22 protein-coding genes and 1 pseudogene are annotated in these 22654 nt (G+C 72.2%); 13 read left to right on the plus strand and 10 right to left on the minus strand.

The window, feature by feature from the left end; translation table 11 throughout:
• The first annotated feature begins 208 nt into the window (after positions 1-208).
• From ABZ079_RS23860 to ABZ079_RS23870, 3 genes are all read left to right on the plus strand, one after another.
• Positions 209-1078 carry a class II glutamine amidotransferase gene (locus tag ABZ079_RS23860; RefSeq protein ID WP_356941468.1) on the plus strand — a complete coding sequence of 290 codons (870 nt, stop codon included), beginning with the start codon at positions 209-211 and terminating at the stop codon, positions 1076-1078.
• Positions 1079-1144: 66 nt separating this feature from the next.
• Positions 1145-1990, plus strand: a complete 846-nt coding sequence (locus tag ABZ079_RS23865) for a DUF1206 domain-containing protein (protein WP_356941469.1) — start codon at positions 1145-1147, stop codon at positions 1988-1990.
• Positions 1991-2159: 169 nt separating this feature from the next.
• On the plus strand, positions 2160-2393 hold the full coding sequence (locus tag ABZ079_RS23870) for a hypothetical protein (RefSeq protein ID WP_356941470.1): 234 nt from the start codon (positions 2160-2162) through the stop codon (positions 2391-2393).
• Positions 2394-2443: 50 nt separating this feature from the next.
• On the opposite strand, the gene ABZ079_RS23875 is transcribed toward ABZ079_RS23870, so the two are convergent.
• Complete coding sequence (locus ABZ079_RS23875; protein ID WP_356941471.1) at positions 2444-4150, minus strand: LCP family protein; 1707 nt, start codon at positions 4148-4150, stop codon at positions 2444-2446.
• 1242 nt (positions 4151-5392) lie between these two features.
• On the opposite strand from ABZ079_RS23875, the gene ABZ079_RS23880 reads away from it, so the two are divergent.
• Positions 5393-5656, plus strand: a complete 264-nt coding sequence (locus tag ABZ079_RS23880) for a GlsB/YeaQ/YmgE family stress response membrane protein (RefSeq protein ID WP_356941472.1) — start codon at positions 5393-5395, stop codon at positions 5654-5656.
• Here the strand turns inward: ABZ079_RS23880 and ABZ079_RS23885 are convergent.
• The 3 genes from ABZ079_RS23885 to ABZ079_RS23895 all read right to left on the minus strand — a co-directional run bounded on the left by ABZ079_RS23885 (position 5631) and on the right by ABZ079_RS23895 (position 8064).
• Positions 5631-6170, minus strand: coding sequence for a hypothetical protein (locus tag ABZ079_RS23885; RefSeq protein WP_356941473.1), 540 nt, complete (start codon positions 6168-6170; stop codon positions 5631-5633). The two genes, ABZ079_RS23880 and ABZ079_RS23885, sit on opposite strands and share 26 nt — an antisense overlap.
• Positions 6171-6405: 235 nt before the next feature.
• Complete coding sequence (locus ABZ079_RS23890) at positions 6406-7278, minus strand: trypsin-like serine protease (protein WP_356941474.1); 873 nt, start codon at positions 7276-7278, stop codon at positions 6406-6408.
• Between the two features lie 333 nt (positions 7279-7611).
• The gene (locus tag ABZ079_RS23895; RefSeq protein ID WP_356941576.1) at positions 7612-8064 is read right to left on the minus strand and encodes an ATP-binding protein; all 453 of its coding nucleotides are present in this window, start codon (positions 8062-8064) and stop codon (positions 7612-7614) included.
• Between the two features lie 247 nt (positions 8065-8311).
• On the opposite strand from ABZ079_RS23895, the gene ABZ079_RS23900 reads away from it, so the two are divergent.
• A complete protein-coding gene (locus ABZ079_RS23900) occupies positions 8312-8545 on the plus strand; it encodes a hypothetical protein (RefSeq protein ID WP_356941475.1) in 234 nt (77 codons plus the stop codon).
• Positions 8546-8869: 324 nt separating this feature from the next.
• Positions 8870-9328 (plus strand): cyclic nucleotide-binding domain-containing protein, encoded by a 459-nt coding sequence (locus ABZ079_RS23905; RefSeq protein ID WP_356941476.1) that lies wholly within the window; start codon positions 8870-8872, stop codon positions 9326-9328.
• Between the two features lie 676 nt (positions 9329-10004).
• Here the strand turns inward: ABZ079_RS23905 and ABZ079_RS23910 are convergent.
• The 3 genes and pseudogenes from ABZ079_RS23910 to ABZ079_RS23920 all read right to left on the minus strand — a co-directional run bounded on the left by ABZ079_RS23910 (position 10005) and on the right by ABZ079_RS23920 (position 12251).
• A complete protein-coding gene (locus tag ABZ079_RS23910; RefSeq protein ID WP_356941477.1) occupies positions 10005-10601 on the minus strand; it encodes a hypothetical protein in 597 nt (198 codons plus the stop codon).
• A gap of 35 nt (positions 10602-10636) precedes the next feature.
• Positions 10637-10823, minus strand: a pseudogene (locus ABZ079_RS23915) (BON domain-containing protein); the annotation flags it as partial.
• A 360-nt stretch (positions 10824-11183) separates the two neighbouring features.
• The gene (locus ABZ079_RS23920) at positions 11184-12251 is read right to left on the minus strand and encodes a zinc-dependent alcohol dehydrogenase family protein (protein WP_356941478.1); all 1068 of its coding nucleotides are present in this window, start codon (positions 12249-12251) and stop codon (positions 11184-11186) included.
• A gap of 430 nt (positions 12252-12681) precedes the next feature.
• Between ABZ079_RS23920 and ABZ079_RS23925 the strand changes: the two genes are divergently transcribed.
• On the plus strand, positions 12682-13077 hold the full coding sequence (locus tag ABZ079_RS23925; RefSeq protein ID WP_356941479.1) for an STAS domain-containing protein: 396 nt from the start codon (positions 12682-12684) through the stop codon (positions 13075-13077).
• 146 nt (positions 13078-13223) lie between these two features.
• On the opposite strand, the gene ABZ079_RS23930 is transcribed toward ABZ079_RS23925, so the two are convergent.
• The gene (locus ABZ079_RS23930) at positions 13224-13958 is read right to left on the minus strand and encodes a TIGR03943 family protein (protein ID WP_356941480.1); all 735 of its coding nucleotides are present in this window, start codon (positions 13956-13958) and stop codon (positions 13224-13226) included.
• On the minus strand, positions 13955-14992 hold the full coding sequence (locus ABZ079_RS23935; protein ID WP_356941481.1) for a permease: 1038 nt from the start codon (positions 14990-14992) through the stop codon (positions 13955-13957). Before ABZ079_RS23935 ends, ABZ079_RS23930 begins: the two co-directional genes overlap by 4 nt.
• Positions 14993-15186: 194 nt before the next feature.
• On the opposite strand from ABZ079_RS23935, the gene ABZ079_RS23940 reads away from it, so the two are divergent.
• The 3 genes from ABZ079_RS23940 to ABZ079_RS23950 all read left to right on the plus strand — a co-directional run bounded on the left by ABZ079_RS23940 (position 15187) and on the right by ABZ079_RS23950 (position 16983).
• Positions 15187-16005, plus strand: a complete 819-nt coding sequence (locus ABZ079_RS23940; protein WP_356941482.1) for a serine hydrolase — start codon at positions 15187-15189, stop codon at positions 16003-16005.
• Between the two features lie 202 nt (positions 16006-16207).
• Positions 16208-16438, plus strand: a complete 231-nt coding sequence (locus tag ABZ079_RS23945) for a helix-turn-helix transcriptional regulator (protein ID WP_356941483.1) — start codon at positions 16208-16210, stop codon at positions 16436-16438.
• 131 nt (positions 16439-16569) lie between these two features.
• Positions 16570-16983 (plus strand): SRPBCC family protein, encoded by a 414-nt coding sequence (locus ABZ079_RS23950; protein WP_356941484.1) that lies wholly within the window; start codon positions 16570-16572, stop codon positions 16981-16983.
• A gap of 246 nt (positions 16984-17229) precedes the next feature.
• On the opposite strand, the gene ABZ079_RS23955 is transcribed toward ABZ079_RS23950, so the two are convergent.
• Positions 17230-18801: a hypothetical protein gene (locus ABZ079_RS23955; RefSeq protein ID WP_356941485.1), complete on the minus strand. Its 1572-nt coding sequence runs from the start codon at positions 18799-18801 to the stop codon at positions 17230-17232.
• A 659-nt stretch (positions 18802-19460) separates the two neighbouring features.
• Between ABZ079_RS23955 and ABZ079_RS23960 the strand changes: the two genes are divergently transcribed.
• From ABZ079_RS23960 to ABZ079_RS23970, 3 genes are read left to right on the plus strand one after another with little or no spacing between them, the layout of a single operon-like run.
• Positions 19461-20999 (plus strand): hypothetical protein, encoded by a 1539-nt coding sequence (locus tag ABZ079_RS23960; RefSeq protein WP_356941577.1) that lies wholly within the window; start codon positions 19461-19463, stop codon positions 20997-20999.
• The gene (locus ABZ079_RS23965) at positions 20986-21531 is read left to right on the plus strand and encodes a hemerythrin domain-containing protein (RefSeq protein ID WP_356941486.1); all 546 of its coding nucleotides are present in this window, start codon (positions 20986-20988) and stop codon (positions 21529-21531) included. The genes ABZ079_RS23960 and ABZ079_RS23965 overlap by 14 nt, the downstream gene beginning before the upstream one ends.
• Entirely contained in the window at positions 21528-22616 is a 1089-nt protein-coding gene (locus tag ABZ079_RS23970; protein WP_356941487.1) for a hydrogenase expression protein HypE, read from the plus strand. The genes ABZ079_RS23965 and ABZ079_RS23970 overlap by 4 nt, the downstream gene beginning before the upstream one ends.
• Positions 22617-22654: the final 38 nt, after the last annotated feature.

Consider the following 22654-nt stretch of genomic DNA (forward strand, 5'->3'; position numbering starts at 1 on the left):
CGCCGCCTACCCGGACACAAGGCATCCATGCCTGTTCCGTACGAGATCGATGACTGTCCGGGCCGGCCGCGCCCGCGCACGCCCCCTTCCGCCGCGCGCGCCGCATGCGGGGCTGCGCCGAGCGCGGGACCATGGTCACCAGCCGTTGTACGGTCCCGGTCTCCGGCCGAAGACCGGAGACCGGAGACCGGAGACGAAGGAGGATGCCGTGTGCCGCCTTTTCGGGCTGAGCAGCTCCCCCCTGCGCACGTATGCCACGTTCTGGCTGCTGGACGCCCCCGACAGTCTCAGTGCACAGAGTCACCGCGAACCCGACGGCACCGGGCTGGGCTACTTCGCCAGGGACGGCGCCCCGGAGGTGCACAAGGCCCCGATCGCGGCCTACGAAGACCGTGTCTTCGCCCAGGAGGCCCGGCAGGTGGAGTCGGCGACCTTCCTCGCCCACATCCGTTACGCCTCAACCGGAGGCCTGGACGTGCGCAACACCCACCCCTTCGAGCAGGAGGGGCGGTTGTTCGCGCACAACGGCGTGATCGAGGGGCTCGACGAGCTCGACCGCCACCTGGGAGCGGACCGCTCACTGGTGCGTGGCGACACCGATTCCGAGCGCTTCTTCGCCCTGGTGACCCGGGAGACCGCGGCGCACGGCGGCGACGTGTCCGCGGGTATCGTCGCCGCGGCACGCTGGACCGCGGAGAACCTGCCCCTGTACGCCCTCAACATCATCCTCGTCACCGCCGGCGGTCTGTGGGCCCTGCGTTATCCCGCCACCCACGAGCTGTACGTGCTTCAGCGCCCTGCGGGCGGCCATCACGGATCGCGGCATCTGGACCACAGCGGCCGCCACGGCCGGCTGCGCGTTCGCTCGGCGGGCCTGGGCGATCGTCCCGCGGTCGTCGTGGCCAGCGAGCCCATGGACGAGAACCCGCACTGGCGGCTCATGGAACCCGGCGAGCTGCTCCACGTCGACCACCACCTGCAGACCACATCGCGCCTCGCCCTGCCCGACCCTCCGGTCCATCCCCTCACTCTCGCCGACCTGCGTCCCACCGCGGCCGCCTCGCAGCGGCCCGGGTAGCACGGCGGGCGCGGCCAGAGGCCGTCGAGCAGGTGTCGGACACGGGCGCGGGGGCATCGGCGAGGTATGAACAGACAGTCATGGGCACTGCATGGACGGTTCAAGGCCCGCCGGGCGGCCGACAGCACGGCGATGGCTGCCGCGGCCCGGGCGGGGTTCGCCGCCCGCGGGCTCATCTACGTACTCGTGAGCGTCATCGCACTGCAGATCGCCTTCGGCGGTGACGGCGGTGGGCAGCAGGCGGACCGCGGCGGTGCCCTCGGCGAGCTGGCCGGCAAGCCGTTCGGATCGGTGATGCTGTGGATCGTGGGGATCGCGCTCGCCGGCATGGGCCTGTGGCGGCTGTCGGAGGCGGTCTTCGGCGGGGCGGGTCCAGACGGTTCCAAGCTCACCAAGCGGGCGTCGGCCGCGGGCCGTTTCGTCTTCTACGCCTTCGTGTCGTACTCGGTGCTGTCCTACGCGGCCGGAAACCGGGGCAGCGGCAGCGGCTCCTCCGACAAGCACACCGACGATGTCACCGCCCTGGTGCTCAAGTGGCCCGGCGGCGAGTGGATCGTCGGAATCTCGGGGGCCGCAGTGGTGATCGCCGGTCTGTGGATCGCGGTCCGGGCCGCGCGGAAGAAGTTCTGCAAGCATCTGCGGACCGCGGCCATGTCACGGCGGACGAGGCAGGTCACCGAGTTCCTCGGCGTGACGGGCGGTACGGCGCGCGGGATCGTCTTCGCCGTCGCGGGTGTGTTCGCCATCGTCGCGGCCGTCCAGCATCGGCCCGGCAAGGCCAAGGGGATGGACGACACCCTGCGCGCCTTCCGGGATCTGCCCGCCGGGCCCTGGCTGCTCGCCCTGATCGCACTCGGCCTGGCCGCGTTCGGCGTCTTCTCGTGGTGCAACGCACGCTGGCGCGAGGTCTGAGCGGCCCGCGTCCTCGGGCGGGCCTCTGGGGCCGCGTGATCACCGGCACCGTCGTCGTCCATGACGACGCGGGCCCGCGCCCCTGACCTCCCTACAACGCCGAACGGCCGCCCGCTGACCGTGACCCGCCTCACGGGGTGGAGACGCGGGCGCCCCCTAAACTGTCGGCGTGGAGACGACCGAGGTGACCGGCTGGGAGATCGCGGTGCTCGACGGAGGGCCCGCGGACGGACTGCGGATGAAGGTCTCCGACCGGCCGCGCGTGATCCAGGTGACGTACCCCTGCCAGGCGGAGGCCGAGTACCCCGACGGCATGCGCGCGGAAGCGGTGTACCTCTACCGCCGTGACTACACCGTGACCGACGGGCCCGTGCGGTACGGCTTCGACATCGCCAGTCCCTGATCACCCGAGTCCCGGACCGGCGCGGCGACCGGGGGTCCGGAACGTGCTCCTCAGTCGTCGGAGTCGGGCTTGCTCCGCGCCGCCGCATACGCCTGGGGCGGTGTCATGGAGACGCCGTCGAGGGCGACCGTCTTGTACGGGCTGACCTTGGCGCAGGCCTTGGCCTGGTCGGCGGTGGAGGCGTGGGCGTTCGAGACCGCGGCCTTGGTGTCGGCGGGCGCGGGCGAGAGGCTGCCGCCCGGGTAGCTGGTGCCACTGGGCCAGTCGCTGCCGACGACGAGGGTGAGACCCGCGCCGGTGCCCTGCCTCAGCTGGGAGGCGGACAGGCCGAGCGCCTTGGCGACCGTCCTGGCCTCGGCTTTCTGGCCGGTCCCGTAGGTGAGGGTGGTGGTGATCGCGGGGTTCGGGGCGTTGGCCGTGGTCGTTGCGGAGCTGAAACCCTGCTGGGTCAGGGCGGTGGCGACAGCGGAGGCGCGGCCGGTGAGGGTGGTGCCGTTCTCCACCGTCACGGCGATGCCGGACGTGGGCACGGCCGAGGCGGTGGCCGTGGCCTTCGCGGAGGCGGCCCCGGTCTTCCTGCCGGACCCGGTGGTCAGGGACTGGTCGTCGGCGATCGTGGAGAACAAGCTCTTCGCGCCCGCGCCCACCACCACTCGGTTGTCGTCGGCCGGGTCCGGGGCCGTCTGCATCGTCGTGAAGGTGATCCGATTGGTGGGCACCTTGTTCAGATCGGCCGCGAGCGCCATCAGCTTCTTCACCGTGCCCAGGCCGTCGTCCACGGTCAGCGCCTTGGTGGCGGCGTCGGCGAGGGCATAGACGGCGGTGGGTTCGGTGAGCGTGCCCGCGCTCTTGAACTTGCGGATCATCGCGCTGAGGAAGATGTGCTGCGAGGTGGTCCGGCCCAGGTCGCCGCCGTCGCCGAAGCCGTGGCGGGAGCGGACGAACTCCAGGGCCGCGACGCCCTTCAGCGTGTGGGTGCCCTTGGACAGCTTCAGGTGCGAGTAGGTGTCGTAGACGTCGTCGCTGACGCACACGGAGACGCCGCCGGCCGCGTCGGACATCTTGACCACGCCGGAGAAGTCGAGCTTGACGAAGTGGTCGATGGGAATGCCGGTGAGCCGATGGACCGTGGCCACCTGGCAGGCGGGGCCGTACTGAAGCGCGCTGTTTATCTGTCCGTAGTAACCGTTCGTGGACTGGCCCGACTCACTGTCCTTGCAGGCCGGGACCTTCGTCATGGTGTCGCGGGGGATGCTCATCACGGTGGCGTTGGAGCGGTCAGCGGATATGTGCAACACCATCTGCACGTCCGCGTTGCTGCCGGTCTGCACGCCGGTCTTCGAGCAGCCGCCGCCGAGCTTGCAGTCCGCCGCGCTGGTACGACCGTCCGAGCCCATCACCAGGATGTTGATCGGCGTACGGCCGAAGGCGTCGGCCTTCTCCGCGCCGCCCTTGCCGTCGAGCGAGACGCTGTGGAGGTTGCCGTTCAGATGCTGGTAGAACCACCAGCCGGCGCCGGCGGTGACCACGATGAGCACGGACAGGCATGTCCCGAGGACCCTCAGTATCTTCCTGCCGCGACGCATCGGACGGCCTCGGCCTGGCCGTCGGCCACCGTGTGAAGGGGCGGCTGGCCGTGCCGTGGCCCGGCCGCCGGGCGGACGCGTCCCATCGGGCTCGGCGGTACGCTGTCCGGGCACCCGCGCGCCAGGGCTGCGCGTGGCCTGACCTGCTCGACCGTCCCACGGGTCGCTCATCTTCCACTCCCATGAACGGTCGGCCCCGTCAGGGCCGTCCGGTGGACGGCCAGGCTTGCGCGGCGGTGTACAGGCAGGTGAAGCGGCCGTTCACCCCGGTTGCGTAGTTGCGCAATCTAACAAACCCGGGGCGCGAGCAGCACAGACCATACGCAATTCACAGGTGAGGCATCTCATGGAACCGCCGCACCGGGTTCCGCCGTCGGCACCCGGGCCCACGCAGGCGACGACGGGGCGGTAGCGTGCTGTGAGCTCTCGGTCGGCTGACCCGCCATCACACGGACCTGGGTCACGACACCGGGGTCGTCGAGGCGTCCTGCCGTCGGCTCTCACGGCGGGGCTGACGCGCGCGCCCGCCCGGTGCAGGCGCGCGCCGAGCGGCCGGTGCGGGCTGACGGGCTGTCACAGGCATGCCGCGGGCCCGGAGCACACGACACGGAACCCCACGTTGTCGATCCGGAACGCCGGATGGCTACGGCGCCGTGCCGACGCACGGCCCCGGTAGCCACCGTGGAGCTCCGCGTCGTTGATGGCCCAGTACCAGTCCCCTATGTCGCCCGTCGTACAGCCCCGGCGCGTGGGGCGCCTTCGCGCGTGGGGCGCCTTGCCGTCCACCGCGTGGGCCCACTCGTCCGAGTTGCCCTGATACCAGGCGATATGTCCTCACTCTGTCCAGGAGTTGCCGCTCATTGAGGAGAGGCAGTCGTCCAGCCGGCCGTACCGCGGGCCCAGTACCGGTACGGCAGGCGCGCTCCCCCGCTGACCGGTGGCCTCCGCGTCCCACGCCCGAGTGGCCTGTCGTGGACATGCCTTCAGCCAGGACGTGGTGGCCGTCCTCGCAGGGGGCGTGACGCTGGCCTTCCCGGTCACTGATCTCGTGGTGCACGTCACCCTCGCCGGTGCGCACCTCTCGTGCCCGCTCGCGCCAGTCCCGCAGGCCGGCGGAGAAGCAGGCGACGACGGCGGCCCGCATCGCCAGAGCCGTGCTCAGCGCCGGTGCGCGTGCCAGGCCTGCCGCCCGGCCTCACCGCCGGCGCCGACCGCCAGCGCTCCGAGCAGCGCCACAGAAAGCGGGTCCACCGCGCTCCCTTCCCGCCTGAGCCCTCACTGGGAGTGGAGACCTTACGAGCGTCCGCGGTTGCAGCTGACACCCACTCAAGGTGTCCCGTGCACCGGCAGGCGTGGCGCAATTCCGAACGGGCACTTGTATGCCACCAACGACAGAGGGGTGGTCTTTCAGCCATGGAGATATCCGGGATCATCAGCGCGCTTGTCATCGGCATCGTCATCGGCGTCCTCGGACGGCTCGTCGTCCCCGGCCGCCAGCACATCGGCATCCTGTGGACGATCGTGGTCGGTATCGTCGCCGCATTCATCGGAACCGCCGTCGCGGCCGGACTCGGTGTCGCGAACACCAAGGGCGTCGACTGGATCGAATGGCTCATTCAGATCGCTCTCGCGGCACTCGGCGTGGCCGCTCTCAGCCGGGTGAAGTTCCGGCACTGACGACGCCGGAGACGAAGCCCGTCATCGGCCGGCCCAGCACCGCGATCCCCGCCGGACCCCATGATCCGGCGGGGCGCTGTGCGTCAGGAGATGCCGCAGCCTCGCGCAGTCGGCACAGGTCCTCCGGGACGAGGGGATGGACCGCGGGTGCGGGCGGGGTGGCAGGAGCCGCCGGGCGGGGCGAGCCCGTGACGGCGGTGGAGCTGGGTGGTGATGTGCGCGTTGCCCGCGCCGGCCTCGACGCACAGGCATCCATGCCGGCGTCGTAATGGACACGATCCATGGCGCTGACGTCGGTGATGACGGAAACGTCGTCACCGCGGACGTCGTCACCGCGGACGTCGTCACCGCGGACGTCGTCACCGCGGACGTCGTCACCGCGGACGAAGTCCTCGTAGCAGTGGCCGCCGGAGCCGACGGTGATCCGGCGCGGCGGACATGCGATGCCGGGATGCCGGGCCGGCCATGCCATCACGACCGCCACCGCGTCGTCCGTGCCCACGGTCACCACCACGTGGTCCGGCGTGACGCACGCCGTCGGCCGAGGGCTCGCACACCGCACCGGGCGGCGCGGGAGTCCTCGGCCGCGCCCGGGGCGCTTCTCCGCCCGGGCGTCCACCCGGAGGCAGCCGGGGGCCACACCTCGAGCCGTGCCCGAAGGCGGGCCGGTGAGGGCGTGACTCCTGCCAGTGCCGGTGGATGGGTGATGCCTGTGATGCCTCCGGGTGCAGACCCGCGACGCTGCGGCCCTACGGCAGTTTCACGAAGGGGGCCAGGAAGGCTCGGGGCCCCGGGGTGTCCAGGCGGTAGGTGACATTGGTGGCGTAGCAGGGCGTGTCACCGGTGATGGTCGTGGAGGCGAGGACGTTCCTGCCGCCGATGACGGCGAAGTTGGGCCCGCCGGAGTCTCCGTAGCAAGCGCCGCCGTTGCCCTGGGGAGCCGTCATGCCCAGCCGGACCCAGGTGTTGTCGAGGGCGTTGAATGTCACAGGCGCCTTCATGCGGACGCCTCCGCCCGGGTGGGTCTGTCCGCCGGGCCCGTTGGCGGCCTCCTGCGTGCCGTACCCGGCGACGAACCAGTCGGTGGAGTTCAGGCCCTGCGGGGCGAGGGTGCCCAGTTGGTTCGCGGTGGGCAGGGCGGCCGGTGTGAAGGACCAGCGGGAGGCGACCTTCGCGGCGGGCAGCTCGACGACCGCGATGTCGTGCGGATCGGAAGCGGGGCCCGGGTAACCGGGGTGGGTGTGCGCGGTGCCCTGGACGGCGACGGCGTTCGCCTGGGCGGCCGGATCACCCGGGTACTTCTTCGCGGCGGCGTCGAGTCCCGCTTGGACGTCCTGGTCGAGCGAGACGTGGAAGCGGACGCCGGCAGGCCAGTCGCTGGTGCAGTGCGCGGCGGTCAGGAAGGTGTTCGCATCGATCATCGTGCCGGAGCACACCCAGTCGACGCGGTCCGGGGTCGCCGGGTCGTTGTCGTCGTCCCAGGTGGCCACCAGCGCCCCGACCTCGGTCCGTTCGGGTGCGGGCGTGGCGTTGTACGAGTTGATCGCGGAGGAGGGCAGCGTCGCGGCGAGCACGGTGGCACAGGCGGCGGCGGTGACGGCGGTGGCGCGTACGGCTGTCAAGAAGAACCCCTTCACTGGGCGTTGTGGGACAGGTGTTCTCCTGTGGGAGGTAGGGAGCATTGAAGTGCGCGCGGCGGCCGACGACAAGACGGCAGGGCGGAGCCGGCCCCGGAGGAACTCCATGGGGTTGCCCGGCAACTCGGCCCACCGCACGCCGGTCCGGCGCGCGCCGAGGTGGCGGTTGCGCGGCGGACCGCCGGTTCGCGGAGACGGTGCGCGGGGAGGGCACCGCACGCGCAGTCGCCCTCGGGCAGGCCGTTCACCGCGTCAACGCCCCGGTCGGTCGGGCGCCGACGCCGGAGCACAACCCGCCTGGTCCTCCGTGTTCGGGTGTCAGCGGGAACCGGGCTGGGTGAGGCCGCCGACGGGGTCGTCCCACAGGGCGATCCGGGCGGTGATGCGTTTGCCGACCGGCTCCCGTCGTACCTCGAAACCCTGGACGACGGCCATCACGATCTCCAGACCGTGCTGGCCCACCCGGCCCGGGTCGGCGGCCCTGGCCACCGGCAGGACGGGATCGCTGTCCCAGACCTCCAGCTCCACCGCCCCGTTGGCGATCCGTACCCGTAGCAGCAGCGGGCCGGGAGCGTACTTGCAGGCGTTGGTGACCAGCTCGCTGACCACCAGCCGGGTCAGATGCATGGTGCGAGCCGTCACCGGCGCCCCGTGCACCGCCTGCATCCGGGCGAGGAAGGCTCCCGCCCGGTCGCGGGCCTCGGCGATGCACCCGCCGTCGCCGCCGTCCAGCTCGACCGCGATGTGCGGCAGCCGCAGGTCCGGCGCCAGGGGCCCCTCAGCGAAGGCACCCGATTCCTTACGGACATGTTTCGTCACCCCGTTCACGCACGGGCTTGTACCCACGTTCGCGCCCCGCACGCCTGCCGATCGCGGACGTGCAGGACCCGGTGCTCCCATGGGGACCGGTGACGCGCGGGGCCCGGCCATGCATCCTTCGTGCGCTCCTGGGCGGCCGATCAGCCGTGCCGTCGTCGACGCCGTCGCAGTCGTCACGGCGCCCGGGGAGATGGCCTTCATGCATTCCAGCGGTGTGAACGCACTCATCGCCGCCCACCAGGCCCACGGTCCGACCGGCCGGGTGCGGCTGGCGGGCGTCCGCGGGCCCGTCCTGCGCATCCTGGAGATCGTCGGCCTCACCACCCTCTCGAACGACATCTCGGCCGTCTCCGGGACGGACCTCGTACGTACGGCTGCGGATTCGGGGCCGGTCGGGCCTGGTGGGCCGGCGCTTTTCGTGGTGTGCTGGTAGTGGCGGGAAGGACCCTAGACAGACGCGGAGAAGCGGGCGGGAACCGCGCACCGCGCAATCAGGATCCGCGAGAAGCGGATGGCCCTTCCCGTCCTCGCGTGTCCTGCCGTACTTTCTCTCTCTGCCGTTCTCCGGCATTCACTGTGTGCCGTTCCCGCTGTCGCCGTCCACGCCGTTCACTGCGTGGCGCCGCGTGCCACGGCGACACGTGCCCGGGGGCTGGCCACGTGGGCCGAAAGGCCCCCGGTTCGGCCCGAGCGGCCCGTGGTGCCGCGCACCGGACGCGCCCAGGCTGGATGCACAAGCCATGAAGGGAGCGGCGCGATGACCTCCGCCACCACTATGACGACGGCCCTTGAGGCCGTGCACCGCGAACGGCTGATGCGCCTCGCCCGTGAGGTCTCCTTCGAGGCCGGTGCCCGCCTGTTCGAGGAGGGCCGGCGCGCCGACCGCTTCTGGATCGTGCGCTCCGGCACCGTCGCCCTCGACCTGCACGTGCCCGGCCGTCGCCCGGCCGTGATCGAGACACTCGGGCACGGCGAACTCGTCGGCTGGGCCTGGCACTTCCCGCCGTACATCTGGCACCTGGGCGCCGAGGCGACGAGCCCCGTGCGGGCGTACGAGTTCGATGCCGGTTCAGTGCGCGGGATGGGCGCCGAGGACCCCGCGTTCGGGCGGGCGATCGCGGTCTGGGTCGGGCGCGTGGTCGCCCAGCGACTGCATGCCTCGCGGGTCCGGCTGCTCGACCTGTACGCCCCGTACGGCAGCGGCGGGCCGGTGTGAACACCGTGTCCCCGCTTCCGGCGCTCCCGGCACGAGGCCGTGCCGTCGTCGTCGTGGGCCGCACGGCCCGGTTGGAGGACATCGTCGAACGGATGGCACAGCGGAAGGTCAGCGCCCTTCCGTGCCCGCGGACGACGGCCGGGTGAATCGGCGCGGTGTCCGAGGGCGGTCCGCTGCCGAAGGAGGAGTTCGGGGACAGCGACCGGACCGGCTCACTCAGCCGCGTCGGCCACCCGGTCCGGCCGAGGCCGGGACGGCGACCGCCGAGGAGTTGAGGGGCGTGCCGGCCGTCACCGTGCACGCCGGCGCCATGCTCGCCGAGGCGGCGCGCCTCAGGGCCCGGCGGCGGGTCGAGCGGCTGCCCGTGGTGAACGCCGAGGGCATGCTCGAAGGCGTCGTCAGCCGGGGTGACCCCGCTCAAGGTGTTCCCGCGATGCGCCAATTCGCCGACGAGATTCGCCGGGACGTCCTCGCCCCGTGTCGTCGCCGTTGCCGGGTCCGGTCGAGCCGTGCACATCACGGTCACCGACGGCGTCGCAACGCCGACCGACGGGTCCCGGACGGCACGGGGATACCGCTCGAGGCCGACACCGGGCGTCGAGGGCGTCGGGGGCGGGTGTACTGCCCGCTCCTCGGGTCCGCCCGGAGTGACAGCAACGGCCCCGGCGGCCGTCGTTCAGGCGCCGCTGAGGTTTCCCCACCGGGGACCGATCTGCTTCCACTCCTCGTCCCACTCCGCCATGCGCCGCAGGATGAGCCGGCTGCGGACGACCCATCCCGCGCCCCACACGGCCGCACCGGCCAATGGGGCCGCCAGGGCACCGGTGAGGGCCGCCTGGAGGTCGGCGGCGGCTCCGGTGACGGGTGCCGAGACCACCCGGTCCGCCCGGTTCGTCCACACAGTCAACCGGCTTCCGGCGGGGGCGCCCGGGAAGACCTTCGCCCGGTCGGTGTGCACCGAACCGTCCGCGTCCGTCCAGCGCACGGCGGCCCACACCCGCCCGTCGTCGTATCCGGTCCCGGCAAGCGGTGTCTTCGCCGCGTCGTCGGTGAGGACGGCGGACACGGTGTGCATCTGTGCCCGGCGGGCCGAGAACGCCGCGTCGGAAGCGTGTGCCGCCACGACGCCCGCGAGGACCCCGCCGACGAGGGCGAGCACCCAGGTGGCCAGGACGATCCAGGCCTCGACGACGTCACTGTGCCGTCGAAGCGGGTTGCGCCGCCACCGCCACAGCCGTACCGGGGAGACCGTCGTGGGAGGTGTCCGGGTCATCGTCACCGCCTCCTTCGTGCACCGGCGGCTCCGCCTCACGGCGTGCCGGTCCACTCGGCGTCCGGCAGGTCCGGGTCAAGGTCCGGGTGCCGGGGCGCCCGGGCAGGCGCACCGTACGTCCACCATGCCCGGCACGGAGCGCGCGAGGCGGACGGCGGGCGGCACCAGGAGGGTGTCCCGGACGCGGCCACCGAGGGTCACAACACCATCGTGCACCTCTACCCCGGTCGCGGCTGGGTGGATGCAGAAAAGCGTGCGCCGGCCTCCAGCCGGACTACCATGTCCGCGTCCCCCGGGAACACCTTCGGCCGGTGGGAGCGACTGGCGACGCCCGGCCACGGCAGCGGTCCCGGACTGCGCGGGGTACTGCGCGGGGTACGGGAACCCCGTGGACGGCGCCTCCTCTGGCCGGTCGGCCCTCGCCACGGGACCTGGAACATCTCCCCCGCGCTGCCGTCCCGGCCGATCCTGGCGCGGCGTGCGGACAGGCGACGTCCCAGGTCGCCCAGGGGCACCTCCACGTCCGCTGCCCGCTGCCCGGGCGTCCTCATCTGTTCGGACATGGCCGTCACGCCCATTCGGTCAGGCCGCACGAGCGGCCACTTCGTGCTGCTCCCCGCCGAGCACGGCCTTCAACGCCCCGGTCTCGGCCGCACGGGAGAAGACGTCGTACGCCTCCTCCATCCGGTTCAGTGGGAAGGTGTGGGTGACCAGTTGCCCGGTCGGCAGCCGGCCGGCGGCGGCCATCCGCAGCAGGGTGGGGGTGGAGTAGGTGTCCACCAGCCCGGTCGTGAGGGTCACGTTCTTGCTCCACAGGTCCTCGAGATGCAGCGTGACCGGTTTGCCGTGGACGCCGACGTTCGCCACATGCCCGCCGGGGCGCACCATGCGGGTGCACAGCTCGAAGCTCTCGGGTACGCCGACCGCCTCGATCACCACGTCCGCGCCGAGCCCGTCGGTCAGATCGGCCACCAACTGGCCGGGAGCCTCGTGGACATCGGCCACCGCGTCGGCGCCGAGCCGCCGGGCGGCCTCCAGCCGGGCCGGGGCAAGGTCGACCGCGATGATCCGCTCGGGCGCGAACAGGCGGGCCGTGGCGATCGCGGCGAGTCCGATGGGGCCGGCGCCGACGATGACGACGGTGTCCCCGGGCCGTACGTGCCCGTTGAGGACACCCACCTCGTAGGAGGTCGGGAAGATGTCGGCGAGCAGGACGGCGTCCTCGCTGCGCAGGGTGGCGGGCAGCGCATGAACGGACAGGTCGGCGTAGGGCACGCGGACGTACTCGGCCTGGGTGCCGTCGATCAGGTGGCCGAGTATCCAGCCTCCGCCGCCCCGGCACTGGCCGTAGCAGCGCTCCCGGCAGAAGCGGCAGCGGCCGCAGGAGGTGATGCAGGAGATGAGCACCCGGTCGCCCGGCCGTACGGTGCCCACATCGCTGCCGACCTCGACGATCTCGCCGACCGCCTCGTGGCCGAGCACCGTGCCGGGGCGCACCTCGGGCACGTCGCCCTTGAGGATGTGCAGGTCCGTCCCGCAGATGGTGACGACGCCGACCTTCACGATCGCGTCGGTCGGCTCCTTGACGACTGGGTCCGGGACGTCCTGCCAGGAGGCCTGTCCGGGACCGTGGAAGACGAAGCCTTTCATGGCGCGCCTCACCCTCTTCGGTCGGTCCGGCGCGGGGCCATGGGTTCCGGCGCGGTGCCGGAGCCGCCCCACAGGTACAGCTTCGCCGGTGGCGAGCGGTTCCGCTTGGGCTGTCCGGCCCCGGCAGGCGACCGGACGGCGCTCATCGCTCCGACGGCCGGACCGGAAGCGGATGAGGAGCACCACCCGGGCACGGCACCGGACCGGGCACACCGCCGCGCGTTCACGACATCGGGCGAAGGGCACTGCCCCGCAGGCGCGACACCGCCTGATCGCGGTCGAGGCGGGCCGGCTGCCGGGAGGGTCGGCCGCGACGGGAGTCCTCGTCGTCCCGAGCGGCGGCCGGCGAGCGGTCCCGGTGCCCTGGCGGCCCGGGCTGGGGCCGATCGGCCCTTCCCGCCACCCCCGCGGCCGCGTTTCGCTCTTTCCCATGTCCAAGAACCACACGCGGTCCGGGGCCGCGGAGCAGGCCGGGCCCGCCGCGGTCACGGCCCACCGTGCGCCCGGCGGTACGACACTTCTCCCACTCCACAGGGAGATCGACCTGCTGGCCGCGCCCGCTCTGTCGGAACAGCTCGACGCGCTCACCGGCCACCCGCACCCCGACCTGGTGCTGGATCTCCGGCCGGTCGACTTCATCGACTGTGCCGGGCTGGGCGTCCTGTGCCGGGCCCGCAACCGGGTGCTGGCCCGGCGGGGCAGGCTGCGGCTGATCACGGAGAGCGCGGGCTTGCTGCGGACGCTTCGCGTGACGGGTCTCCGGGACGTCTTCGAGGTGCATCCACGGCTCCCCGGGCACCTGCTGGGGACCAGCGGGCCCCCTTGACGGTCACACTGAGCCGACGTCCTGATGGGCGCGAAAGCGGCTGTGGCTGCTGCGGAGCAGTACGCTGCGCCGGCGGCCCCCGGGGCCGGCGGGCAGTGGGCGATCCGGGTCCGGAGCCTGTTCAGCTGAAGGGGCGGGGCCGTGGGTCAGGACGGCCGCAGGGGCAGGTCGTCGGTGTAGGCGTTCACCGGCTGGGCGATGGGCCGGGTGTCCCTGACATCGAGCGCCGCCTCCGCGGTCTTGGTGCCGAGGGTCCCCTGGGGATGCCAGGTGCCGGTCACCGCCAGCCAGGTGTCGGCTGATGGTGCCTCGGTGCCGTACATCCGCACCTTGACAGTCTGTGAGTCGGCGGCACAGCAGGTGAAGACGATCCGCGTGAGGTACCAGCCGTCGTCCTCCTCGGACGGGGTGGCGAAGCCCGTCAGCCGGATCGTGCGGCTCCTGATGGCCTGGCTGCGGTCCTGCTGGACGCGCTTGGTGAAGTCCGTGAGGGTCAGCGGCAGCGGGGAGGTCCCGGGTAGCGGAGCGAATCCCTTCTGGACGGTGACCGGCTGGTTGCTCGAGCGTGCCGCGGTGTAGGCGCCCAGGGCGGGCGGGGCGTAGAAGAGCAGGCTCAGCGCGGGGAGGAACAGCAGCCAGGCGATGCGCGGGGTGCCGGAGTGGTCGTGGCCGTGCCCGTGGTCGGCGTCCGGGGCGGTCCGATGCCCGCCCCGGGCGGCCGCTCCCGCCAGGCCGAGCAGCAGCAGGACCGCACCGGAGACGATCAGCGGGAGACGCAGCCCGGCCTTGACGTAGCGCAGGTAGGTGTCGGTGAAGAGTGCCGCGTGCAGCACGCCGATGCCGGTCAGCGTCAGGAGCAGTGACTGTACGGAGCGTTTCACAGCAGCGCGCCTCCGACCAGGACGCTCGCGGCGACGGCCACGACGGTGGTCGCGGTGGAGAACCGCCAGGCGAAGGCGCGCCCGAAGGTGCCCGCCTGCAGGGCGATGAGTTTCAGGTCGACCATCGGGCCGACGACCAGGAACGCGAGCCGGGCGGTGGGCGAGAAGCCGGCGAGCGAGGCCGCGACGAACGCGTCGGCCTCCGAGCAGACCGCCAGCAGTACGGCGAGCGCGGCCAGGAAGAGCACCGACAGCCAGGGCGAGCCGGAGAAGGTGTCGAGGACGGAGCGCGGCACGGTCACGTTGAAGGTGGCGGCGGCCATGGCGCCGAGTACGAGGAAGCCGCCGGCATGCAGGAAGTCGTGCTGGAAGCCGAGGCGGAACTCGCTCCAGCGGCTGTGGCCGTGCTGGTGGCCGGTGTGCCGGTGCCGCAGGACGGGCCGCAGCCACTTCTCCCGGCCCAGCCAGAGCCACAGCCAGCCCATCACGGCCGCTGTGGCGAGCGAGGCGAGCAGCCGGGCGGCCACCATCGCGGGATTGCCCGGGAAGGCGACGGCGGTGGCCGTCAGCACGACGGGGTTGATGGCGGGCGCGGAGAGCAGGAAGGCGAAGGCGGCGGCCGGGGTGACACCCCGGCGGATCAGACTGCCGGCGACGGGGACGGAGGCGCACTCGCATCCCGGCAGCACCGCGCCCGCGGCTCCGGCGACGGGCACGGCGAGGGCGGGCCGCTTCAGCAGCACCCTGGTGAACAGGCCGGCCGGGACGAAGGCGTTGATGGCACCGGAGAGGGCGGTGCCGAGGAGGAGGAAGGGAAGGGCCTGGATGGTGATCGCCAGGCAGACGGTGCGCCAGGCATGGACGGCCGGCTGGTTCAGCCACTGTGTGCCTGCGAGGAGGGGCACGGCCGTGGCACCGGCCGCGATCGCGAGGGCGGCGCCGAACGGCCACGGCCGGATGCGGCGCACGGGCGGAGCGACGGGTACGACCACCGCGCCTTCGGCCACACCAACCAATTCATCCGTTTTTTTCATTATCACTCCGGATGTCGGTGTCCGGCCGACGATAAGCGAGGACGGCGATCCGACCGCGCGTACACGCCGCCGCGGAAACGACCGGGCTCCGCGATGCGCCCCAACGGTGGCTCTTCTCACAATCCGGGGTGGACAGGGGTCGATGTGACGGGAGCCACGTCGCCGGACGCGCATTTTGTTTACGTTCGTGACCCATGTCGTCCCACCGCTCCCCCACCGCACGCCCCAAGGCCGGCGCCCTCGCGGCCTCGGCGGCAGCCCTGCTCTCCATCGGCCTGCTGTCCCCGGCACCGGCGGCCGCCGCCAGTGCCCCGTCCGGCAAGGGGAAGGCGGCGCACGCGACGGCTGCCGTGCTCGACCTGGACGGCGCCGGCCGCACACCCGTGATCCACGGCGCGGACACGGCGTATGACACCGCCAGCATCGTCAAGGTCGACATCCTCGCGGCGCTGCTGCTCAGGGCGCAGGACGCGGGACGGCACCTCACCGCCCAGGAACGCGGGCGCGCCGAGCCGATGATCCAGCGCAGCGACAACGCGGCGGCCAACGCCCTGTGGCGGGAGATCGGCCGGTCCTCCGGTCTGGCCGCCGCCAACAAGCGGCTGGGGCTGACCTCGACCACCGGCGGCCCGGGCGCGAGATGGGGGCTGACCCGGACGACCGCGAGTGACCAGATACGGCTGCTGCGCGCCGTGTTCGACGGCGGCAAGACGGCGAACGGGGGCCCCGCCGCGCTGAACCCGGAGTCCCGGGCCTACATCCGCACCCTGATGAGCCATGTCGTACCGGAGCAGGCCTGGGGCGTCTCGGCGCTCTCCGGACCCGGAGCCCACGGGGCACTGAAGAACGGCTGGCTGCAGCGCAACACCACCGGCCTGTGGGACGTCAACAGCGTCGGGCAGGTCACCGTGAAGGGGCACCGGTACCTCGTCGCGGTCCTGTCGGACGGCAGCACGTCCATGAGCGACGGAATCTCACTGGTGGAGCGGACGGCGCGCGGCGCCATGGCATAACGGCGGACCGGCACCGCACAGGGGCGGAAGGGTGGCTGAAACCACCCTTCCGCCCCTGTGACGCGCTTGTGACAGTCGGCGGACATCCCCATGAAATCGGGCGCGCAATCTATTGAAACAAGGGCAAATCGCCCTTATCGGTCAGAGACCGCCCCGCTGTCGTCAGCACAGCGACCCCCGAGCCGTCCGCCGGAGGAACCCCATGAGCGCCACTCTCGCCCTTCCGCACACCGAAGCCCCCGCCCCCGCGCTGGCTCCGCGCGAGCGGGAGACGCTCCGGCACATCGCCGCCGGCCGCACCTACCTGCAGACGGCCCGCCACATGGGACTCTCCACGCACACCGTCGACGCCTACCTGCGCCGCATCCGGGCCAAGCTCAACATCACCAACACCGCCGAGCTGACCCGCGTGGCCATCTCCCTGGGCCTGTGACGCGTGGGGCGGCGCCGCGGACGGGGCCGGCTGCACCGCGATCTTCCGCCCGGCCACGGTGGGGCTTTTCGGCCGCCGTCAACGGGGCACGCGGTCGGGGTACGACTTCCGACCGGAGGGGCGGTACGACCATGTCCGAGTACGAACGCTCCCGTACCATGCCCGCACAGCCCGAGCACGTCTTCGACCAGGCGGCCAACGTCGCCCAGCTCGACGCCTGGCTCCCGGACGCCCTGCACGTCGATGCGGAGGACCCGGCCGCGGTCACCGTGCACGAGGACCGCTCCGGTCAGGACATGCCGGCCCTGCTGCGGTCCGAGCCGGACCAGATGCGCATGGAGTGGGGCACCCGGGAACAGGGTGGCTACACCGGCTGGCTGCAGGTGGCCGGCATCGGCAGCGGCGCCAGCGAGGTGACCGTGCACCTGTCCTTCTTCGACGCCGGCCACGACCCGGGCGAGCAAGCCGTGTACGACGCGCTCGACGGCAGTCTGCGGCGCCTGGAGGAGCAGGTGCGGATGCGCGTCGACAACGCGGCCGGGTGAGATGCCGGGCCCCGTGCCTGGTGTCCCCTCCGGCTGAGCACGCCCGTCAAGCGGCACGTCTTCGGCGGGCGGTCCCTGGCCGACCGGCGGGGCCGGACGGGACCGCCGGACGGCCCGGTCGCCGAGACGTGGGAGGCCCCGCCGCAGGCCGGAGAGTGTCATCGCGGATCACGCGTACTCCACGCGGGCCGGCAGAATCGCTGCGGTCGGCCGGGGCCAGGCCCGGGTCAGGCTCCCGGCCGCCGGTCAGTAGCCGGAGCCCAGCGTCCGGGTCGTGTAGGCGCACTCCGTGTAGATGTAGCCCGACCGGAGCCTGGCGGTGTCCGAGGCCGGGGTGGCGGTGGTGCCGCCGTTCGGTTTGTGCACGAAGTACGTGGTGCCGACCGGGAGGCTGATGGTGCGCTGCGGGTAGTTCTTGCCGTCGTTGCACGGCTTGAAGCCTCTGAGCAGCGTGCTGCCGAGCGAGTACGACTTGCAGCTGCCACAGCCCTTGAGGGTGAAACTGCCGGTGACCGGGCCGGTGTAGAGCACGGTGATGGCGTCCGGGCTGTCGTTCTTGACGGTGACGGGGATACTGCCGCCGGAGGCGGTGGTGGGCAGCTTCTTGCCGGCCGCCGGGAGCGTCTGGGCGACCTCGGCGGCTATGGCGATCTTCTTGGCGCGGTCCCGGTTCGTGCCGTGCTTGTTGTCCGAGACGAACTGCTCCATGGTCTTCTGCGCCGTGTCGAAGTCGCCGTCCTTGTACTGGTCGACTCCGCAGGCGTACTCCCCCGCGTCGCCGCTCTTCTCCGCCCGCCCGGCGGCCTTCGCCAGTCCGCCGTGCGTGTCGCCCGACGAACTCGACAAGACGCCGATCCGGGTGTTCAGGTCGCGCAACCGCTCGACGGCCGCGCAGGGTTGGTCCCCGCCGACGGCCTTCTGCGCCTTCCGCACCGCCGCGTCGACGGCGGGCACCACCTTGGCCGCCGGCCCGGACTCCGGGAAGGTGTCCAACAGGTCGCCGAAGCGCGTGACCCAGTCCGCGTCGCCGCGCTCGAGGCGCTGCGACCCGCACTCGTACAGCGAGGTCGCGAGCCGGCCGTCGGGCCACCGGGCCAGCGATCCGAGCTGCTCCTTCGGCATGGTGCCGGGCACCGAGCGCAGGTACGCGAGCGGTTCCACGGCCGCGCAGTAGTCCTGATGGCCGTAGGCCGCGCCGACCGTCGCGTAGTAGGTCCGCAGGCTGTCGGGGACCTGCTGGGCCGCGCGGGAGCCGGAGTGGTTCACGGCGAGGTCCCGGTAGACCTCCAGGGCCGACCGGTAGTCCGAGGAGGCGACGCCGAACGTCTGCCGGCCGCTCTTCGCGACCAGGCGGTCCGCCTGGTCCAGACGGTCCAGGAGCGCCTGCTCCACAGCCTCGTCGTGGGCGTCCTCGTACCAGACGGCGCCACCGGCCGGCACGGCGAGCAACAGCACGCCCAGCAGAACCGCCAGGGGGGCCTTGCCCGGCCAAGACAGCCGGGTGCGCAGTCCGACGAACCCGCCGTGAACGGCCGCCAGCAGCAGGAGGACGGCGTAGCCGACGACCGCGGCTCCCGAGACGCCGTCGGCGTCGGCGGGCAGCGCCACGAACAGCAGGACACCGGTCGCCAGCGAGCAGACGGCCATCGGCAGCCAGCGTCGTACGAGCGCGTACCCGAGTCCCAGACCGCTCAGGTTCAGCAGCGCGACCGCGACGGCCCGCAAGGCGTCCGGTGGTGCGGGCGGTGGGCTCGACGGCATGGGCGGCAGCGGCGGCCCCGCGAACCCCTGGCTCGGACCGTACGGACCTCCGGACATGATGAACTCCCCCCACGTACCGCGCCCCCATAGACTGCGGACCCGCAGTCTATGGGCGCGGGCCCCCACCCGACAGAGGATCGAACGCCGGTTCGCTTGTTGAGATGTGAACAGGCTGTCCGTCCCAGGTCGGGGCTGCGGGCCCACGCCCCAACACATTCCCCGCTGTATGCCCGCTCGGCGTCCTCGTAGCCGTACCCCCGGAGGCCAGGTCCGGGTTCCGGCCCGGCGAGCGGTGCCGCCGCCAAGCAGCGGGCCGCGGCCAGCAACGACGTTCCTGTTACACGGGCGCCTGAACGCCCGCGCCCGTGCACGGGCGCCCACCGCGCCGACGTGGAAGAGCACCTGGCCGACACCGGCCGCGATCCCCGACGCGCGGACGCCCAGCGGGCCGAGGAGTCCGGCCGCTCCGGCCGCCTTCCGTCCCCCTCCTCCCGCCCAGCACCCGGCCCACCACAGCGGCCGGATGGCATCGGCGCGGCGCTGACCCAGGGCGTTTCGGTGCCCGCATCACCTGGGCGGCCCAATGACGGTGCGCCGGAGAGGCGAGGGTCCGTGACGGGTGTGACCGTGGTGGAAGAAATGTCCGGGTGCACCGATGGCGAGGAGGCGGCATGGCGGACGGAGCCTGCGTGACGGGCACGGCGAGCGCCGCCGTGATGGACGGCGCCGACGCGGCGGACGGAGGACCCGACGGCACCTTCGCGCAGCTGAGTGCCGTCGCGGACGCCGTGCTGTACGAGGGTTACCTGCTCTATCCGTATCGGCGGTCCTCGCCGAAGAACCGGGTGCGCTGGCAGTTCGGGGTGCTGCTGCCCCGCAACTGGGTGGAGGGGGACGGGCCGGTCACGCCCGGGATCTCCGGCTCCGCGGACTCGTGGTACCAGCAGACGGAGTGTCTGCTCCGCGTGCGCCGCGACGACGCGGTCGTGCGGGTGCGGGTGCGCTATCTGCAGATGCAGGACAAGCAGGTGGAGGCCGCCGACGGGGACGGGAGGCACCGCCCGGTGGAGTCCCTGCGAACGGACGACGGCATCACCCATCTGTCGTTCGAGGAGGCGGTACCGCGCGAGAGCGAGCTGGTGCTGCCGCTGGAGGAGCTGCTGCGCGGCGGACGTACCGCCGCGGTGGGGGCGCCCGCCGGTGCGGAGTACGAGCCGTTGCCGTCGGGGGCGGGGCAGACGGTACGGCGGCGCCAAGAAGTGCGGGCCGATACGACGGTCGTGGCCGAGCCGATCGCCCCGGGCCTGTGCCGGCTGCGGGTGCTCACCGAGAACTCCGGGGAGGCGGCGGACCCCCGGGCACCGCGCGGTGCGGCACTTCGGCAGGCGATGATCGCCACGCACACCCTCCTCGGCGGGGACGGCGTGGAGTTCGTGTCGCTGGTCGATCCGCCCTCGTCTTACGCGGAGCAGGTGCGCGACTGCCGCAACGCCTTCACGTTTCCCGTGCTCGGCGGCGCGTCTCAGAAGTGCGGGAGGGGCGCCGTCACGCGCGGCGCGTCTCAGGAGTGCGGGACCGGTGCCGTCATGCTCTCCGCCCCGATCATCCTCCCGGACCATCCGCAGGTGGCGCCGGAGAGCCCCGGCGATCTGCACGACGCGGCCGAGATCGACGAGATCCTCACACTGCGCACGATGCTTCTGACCGACGAGGAGAAGGCCGAGGCGCGGGCCACCGATCCGCGGGCCGCACAGATCCTCGACCGCGTGGAGACCATGCCCCGGGAGGTCTTGGCCCGGCTGCACGGCACCATCCGCTCCCTGACCCCGGCGCAGACGCCCGCTTCCGGTCGGCCCGCCTGGTGGCAGGAGGGCGGTGACGACGGGCTGTGCCCGGCCACCGACACGGTGCTCGTGGACGGGGCGCCCGTCGGCGGCGGCAGCCGGGTGCGGCTGCGTCCGCGCCGCCGAGGCGCCGACGCCCAGGACATGTTCCTGGACGGGCGGACCGCCCAGGTCGCCGCGGTCTTCCACGACGTGGACGGCAGCGTGCGTCTGGCGGTCACCGTGGACGACGACCCCGCGGCCGAACTCCACGGCTGGTACGGCCGCTTCCACTACTTCCGGCCCGACGAGGTGGAACCGCTCGCAAGCGCGGACGCGCCGGGTCCGGACCAACCACCCCGGCCGCAGTCCCCGCGGCCCGCGCGTCCGGCCGACCGGTCGGAGGAGGGACGGTTCGATGGATGCTCTTGAGGTGCTGGCGCACGACCACCGGATGGTCGAGCAGCTGTTCCGCGACTACGACGCGGCCGCCTCCGACCGGCAGCGGCGCGGGGTGGTGGAGCTGCTGGTGCGCGAGCTGTCCAAGCACGCGGCGCTGGAGGAGATGCTCGTCTATCCGCTGGCCGGGAAGGTGCTGCCGGACGGCGCTCGGGAGGTGGACGAGCACCTGAACGAGCACATGGCGGTGAAGAAGACACTGCTCGCGCTCGACCGGCTGGAAGAGGGCGATCGGCGCACCGACGAGTTGGTGGCCGAGCTGCGGCGCGAGGTGGAGGAGCACATCCGCGAGGAGGAGGGCGTCTTCATGCCCCGGCTGCGCGGGTGCGTCTCCCAGCAGGACCTGGACGGGCTCGGCGAGCTGATCGTCCGCGCTAAAAGGGACGCGCCGACCCGTCCGCACCCGAACGCGCCCGACGAACCCCCGGCACTGATCCTCGCGGCCCCGTTGGCCGCGGCCTACGACCGACTCCGAGACCGGCTGCAACGGAGGCCGCAGACATGACGACACAGAGCAGTACGAGCGAGGTAAGTGGCGAGCCCAGCAGGGCCGAGGCGCGCAAAGGGTTCGACGAGATCCATATCCTGTGGATCTCGGAGGGCATGAGTTGTGACGGGGACACCGTCTCGCTGACCGCCGCGGGCCAGCCCTCCATCGAGGACGTGGTGCTCGGCCTCATCCCGGGCCTGCCGAAGGTGAACCTCGTCAACAAGGTGCTGTCGCCGAGCCTGGGCGGCGAGGACTTCCTGGCACCGTACCGGGCGGCGGCCCGGGGTGAGCTGGGCCCGTTCATCCTCGTCATCGAGGGTTCGATCCCGAACCAGAACATCATCGAGGGCGACGGCTACTGGACGTCGTTCGGCAACGACCTGGAGACCGGGGAGCCGCTAACCCTGAACTGGTGGATCGACCAACTCGCGCCGAGGGCCTGGGCGGTGGTGGCGGCCGGGACGTGTGCGACGTACGGCGGTATCCACGCGATGGCCGGCAACCCGACCGGCTGCATGGGGCTCGCTGACTATCTGGGCTGGGACTTCAAATCGGAGGCCGGGCTGCCCGTGGTCAACGTGCCCGGCTGTCCCATCCAGCCGGAGAACTTCATGGAGACCCTGGTCTGGGTGCTCCAGCACGCGGCCGGTGCCGCTCCCCCGCCGCCGCTGGACCACATGCTGCGCCCGCAGTGGCTGTTCGGCAAGACCGTGCACGAGGGCTGCGACCGCGGCTCGTACTACGAGCAGGCCGACTTCGGCCTCGACTACAACTCACCCAAGTGTCTGGTGAAGACCGGCTGCTGGGGTCCGGTCGTGAACTGCAACGTGCCCAAGCGGGGCTGGATGGCAGGGATCGGCGGCTGCCCCAACGTGGGCGGGATCTGCATCGGCTGCACGATGCCCGGCTTCCCCGACGCGTTCATGCCGTTCATGGACGAGCCGCCCGGCGGCACGCTGTCGTCCATGGTCATCAAGCCGTACGGCGCCGTCATCCGCCGGCTGCGCGGGATGACCAACGACATGGTGAACCACGAACCGAAGTGGCGCCACAACAAGCGCAAGCTGACCAGCGGTTACGACCCGCACTGGCGCGCCTGACGCCGTCCTTGCCGTCTCCCCGACAGACCGCCCGAACC

It is taken from the genome of Streptomyces sp. NPDC006314 (assembly GCF_040613075.1).
GTDB lineage: Bacteria > Actinomycetota > Actinomycetes > Streptomycetales > Streptomycetaceae > Streptomyces.

Coding starts and splice junctions, on each gene's coding strand:
- ABZ079_RS23945 (WP_356941483.1), top strand. CDS start 16,208: ATGAGCGCCACTCTCGCCCTTCCGCACACCGAAGCCCCCGCCCCCGCG.
- ABZ079_RS23950 (WP_356941484.1), top strand. CDS start 16,570: ATGTCCGAGTACGAACGCTCCCGTACCATGCCCGCACAGCCCGAGCAC.
- ABZ079_RS23880 (WP_356941472.1), top strand. CDS start 5,393: ATGGAGATATCCGGGATCATCAGCGCGCTTGTCATCGGCATCGTCATC.
- ABZ079_RS23865 (WP_356941469.1), top strand. CDS start 1,145: ATGAACAGACAGTCATGGGCACTGCATGGACGGTTCAAGGCCCGCCGG.
- ABZ079_RS23905 (WP_356941476.1), top strand. CDS start 8,870: ATGACCTCCGCCACCACTATGACGACGGCCCTTGAGGCCGTGCACCGC.
- ABZ079_RS23960 (WP_356941577.1), top strand. CDS start 19,461: ATGGACGGCGCCGACGCGGCGGACGGAGGACCCGACGGCACCTTCGCG.
- ABZ079_RS23875 (WP_356941471.1), bottom strand. CDS start 4,150: ATGAGCGACCCGTGGGACGGTCGAGCAGGTCAGGCCACGCGCAGCCCT.
- ABZ079_RS23900 (WP_356941475.1), top strand. CDS start 8,312: ATGCATTCCAGCGGTGTGAACGCACTCATCGCCGCCCACCAGGCCCAC.
- ABZ079_RS23970 (WP_356941487.1), top strand. CDS start 21,528: ATGACGACACAGAGCAGTACGAGCGAGGTAAGTGGCGAGCCCAGCAGG.
- ABZ079_RS23955 (WP_356941485.1), bottom strand. CDS start 18,801: ATGTCCGGAGGTCCGTACGGTCCGAGCCAGGGGTTCGCGGGGCCGCCG.
- ABZ079_RS23925 (WP_356941479.1), top strand. CDS start 12,682: ATGTCCAAGAACCACACGCGGTCCGGGGCCGCGGAGCAGGCCGGGCCC.
- ABZ079_RS23940 (WP_356941482.1), top strand. CDS start 15,187: ATGTCGTCCCACCGCTCCCCCACCGCACGCCCCAAGGCCGGCGCCCTC.
- ABZ079_RS23910 (WP_356941477.1), bottom strand. CDS start 10,601: ATGACCCGGACACCTCCCACGACGGTCTCCCCGGTACGGCTGTGGCGG.
- ABZ079_RS23965 (WP_356941486.1), top strand. CDS start 20,986: ATGGATGCTCTTGAGGTGCTGGCGCACGACCACCGGATGGTCGAGCAG.
- ABZ079_RS23920 (WP_356941478.1), bottom strand. CDS start 12,251: ATGAAAGGCTTCGTCTTCCACGGTCCCGGACAGGCCTCCTGGCAGGAC.
- ABZ079_RS23935 (WP_356941481.1), bottom strand. CDS start 14,992: ATGAAAAAAACGGATGAATTGGTTGGTGTGGCCGAAGGCGCGGTGGTC.